This window comes from Streptomyces sp. NPDC051364 (assembly GCF_040682115.1).
Taxonomy (GTDB): domain Bacteria; phylum Actinomycetota; class Actinomycetes; order Streptomycetales; family Streptomycetaceae; genus Streptomyces.
Genome location: NZ_JBFBAH010000082.1, coordinates 1 through 2,605, shown reverse-complemented (window position 1 = coordinate 2,605; position 2,605 = coordinate 1). Strand labels below are relative to the sequence as shown.

1 protein-coding gene and 3 pseudogenes are annotated in these 2,605 nt (G+C 70.5%); 1 reads left to right on the top strand and 3 read right to left on the bottom strand.

Annotated elements, in window-relative coordinates:
* Positions 1–406: 406 nt before the first annotated feature.
* From AB0M76_RS43380 to AB0M76_RS43370, 3 genes and pseudogenes are all read right to left on the bottom strand, one after another.
* On the bottom strand, positions 407–535 hold the full coding sequence (locus AB0M76_RS43380; protein ID WP_365958282.1) for a hypothetical protein: 129 nt from the start codon (positions 533–535) through the stop codon (positions 407–409).
* A gap of 27 nt (positions 536–562) precedes the next feature.
* Positions 563–1,691: pseudogene (locus AB0M76_RS43375) on the bottom strand (enolase C-terminal domain-like protein).
* A pseudogene (locus tag AB0M76_RS43370) lies at positions 1,691–2,262 on the bottom strand (thiamine pyrophosphate-dependent enzyme); the annotation flags it as partial. The pseudogenes AB0M76_RS43375 and AB0M76_RS43370, both read right to left, overlap by 1 nt.
* On the opposite strand from AB0M76_RS43370, the pseudogene AB0M76_RS43365 reads away from it, so the two are divergent.
* Positions 2,263–2,445, top strand: a pseudogene (locus AB0M76_RS43365) (IS3 family transposase); the annotation flags it as partial.
* Positions 2,446–2,605: the final 160 nt, after the last annotated feature.

Here is a 2,605-nt window from a genome sequence, read left to right as displayed (position 1 = left end):
GGCGTGCAGCCGGACATCCCTTGCGCCGCTGCTGACTCCCTCGCCCACGCACACGCACTGGCCCTCGCCCGACTGGCAGGCTGACCCAATCCAGGTCATCGACAGCGCTGCGTCCCGGTACCGGACCCAATCTGCCCATGGCCAGGTCCGCGTCCCACCGGCCAGTGCTCCCAGCCGCTGTTGCTCCTCCGCCAGGGTCTTGTCAACGTCCTGCGCGTAGCACCGGACAATGTCACGCTGTCGGCCCGCATCGGCGTCCTGTACCCGGCCGGGGAACGGAACGGGGCCGTCGTGCGGGTGACGTGGTCACCGTCGGCTCAGTCGACGGTGACCTGCCCCGGTGTCGTGCAGGGTGAGTCGACCGAGGCGTTCCACCACAGCACGCCCTTCCCGAACCAGCCGACCGTCAGAGTCCCGTCGCGCCCCCGGGTCCGACGAGGGCCCCGCGCTCGCCGTCGGCGATCAGCGCGTACTCCCGCAGGCTCTGCGGTGCCGGAGGCTCGACCTGCCGCGCCCGGACCCTTCCACGTGTCACCGACTTCTCCTTCCTTGCCCCGGTCGTTCAGGCCACTTGGTGGCGCCGGGCCACCTCCTCGCGCAGGGTCAGGCCCAGGCCCGGCGCCCCGGATGCTCCCGGCCTGAGGGTCCCCCCGGCGGCGTCCGACGTGCCGTCGAAGAGCAGCCGCTCGATCCGGACGTGGTCGTGGAACCATTCGAGGTGGCGGAGGTTGGGGACGGCCCCGGCAGGGTGTGCGTGCAGGTGGGGGGGCGCAATGCCCCGAGATCTACAGTCCGGCCGCTTCCGCCAGCGCCGCCGCGCGCAGCCACACCGTGATCCCGCCGCAGCGGGTCGCGTCGGCCTGGAGGCAGTCGACGGAGCCGGCGCCGATCATGTGGCCGAAGTAGGCCAGCGTGTAGCCGTATTCACCCGCGGTCACGTCGGCCGTGACCATCAACCTGATCTGTGCCAGGCCGGTCAGGTCGTCGGAGGAGACCGGTTCTTCGAACCAGGTCACCCCTTGAGCCTCCAACTGCCGGCCGATGCGGACGGCCTGCTTGCGCGTGTACGCCCCGTTGGCATCGACGTACAGTTCGACGCCGTCGCCGACGCTCCGCCGGGCTCGCGCCACTCGTTCATGGTCGCGTCCCTCCTCCGTGCCCCCCGACTGCCCGATCTTGATCTTGACCTGGTCCATGCCCTGTTCCTCCACCCACTCGCGCAGGCACCGGTCCATCCGGTCCTCGCCGTACGTGGTGAACCCGCCGCTGCCGTACATGGGGACTTCGCTCCGTGCGGTGCCGAGCAGCCGGACCAGGGGCAGGTTCAGCAGGCGGGCCTTGAGGTCCCACAGTGCGGTGTCGACGGCCGAGATCGTGCCGGCGACAAGTCCCGGGCGCCCGGAGTTGCGTACGTGGCGGCTCATGGCCTCGTACGCGGCGGGAACGTCCCAGGCGCAGCGGCCGATCAGCACCGCGGCCAGTTCCCGCCGGATGACCTCGGCGGTCGCCGGCGCGCCGTACGTGTACCCGAGCCCGGTCCGGCCGGCCGCCGTGACCCGGGCCAGGACGAGGGCCGTCGAGTCCCACGCCAGGGTGCCGTCCCCCTCCGGTGCGTCGGTGGGAACGGTGTAGGCGGCGGCCTCGACACCGTCTACCGACGGTTCCTCGAGGCGGCGGGTGTCGGTTCCCATCACGCTCCTTCGTCGCTGTGACTGGCGTGGCCGCGGCCCGGCAGGATCTCCTGGATCTTCGCCTTCAGGCCCTGGCGGACCATGCCGGCGCGGTCGCTGTCGCCCTTGAGTACGAGGCGGCGGTGGCTTCGATCTGGTCGAGGTCGGCGTGCGGCAGAATCGGCGGGACGGCGGGGTCGGTACGGAAGTCGATGACAAAGGGACGGTCGGCTGCCAGGGCCTGCTTCCAGGCGGACTCCACCCCGTCCGGCTCCTCCACCCGTACGCCGCCCAGCCCGACGGACCGTGCGAAGTCGGCGTAGGGAACGTCGGGCAGTGCCTGCGAGGGCAGGAACTGCGGGGCGCCGGACATGGCCCGCATCTCCCAGGTGACCTGGTTGAGGTCCTGGTTGTTGAGCACCGCCACGACCAGCCGCGGATCCGGCCAGTCCCCGTAGTACTTGGCGGCGGTGATGAGCTCGGCCATGCCGTTCATCTGCATCGCGCCGTCGCCGACGAGCGCCACCGCCGGACGGTCGGGGTGGGCGAACTTCGCACCGATGGCGTACGGCACCCCGGGACCCATGGTGGCAGCCTGCTGCAGAAGAACGTCCTCGACCGCCGAAGCTGGACCACCCGCGAGGAACTGCAGATCGCGATCGTGACCTGGATCGAGCGCACCTACCACCGCCGCCGCAGACAAGCCACACTCGGCCGACTGACCCCCGTCGAATGCGAGACCGTCATGACCACACCGGCCCTCCAGGCCGCGTGACCGAACCTGTCACCCGAACCTGCACCAGACCCGTATTCCCTGGCCCGCGATGCCTGGGTTACGGGCGGGTCCGTAAAGTTAACGGTGGTTTTGGGGTTGTTGGGGGTTCAGCGGCGGGCGGCTGAGAGCCGACCGTCGAAGGTGATGTCGAAGGCGTTCA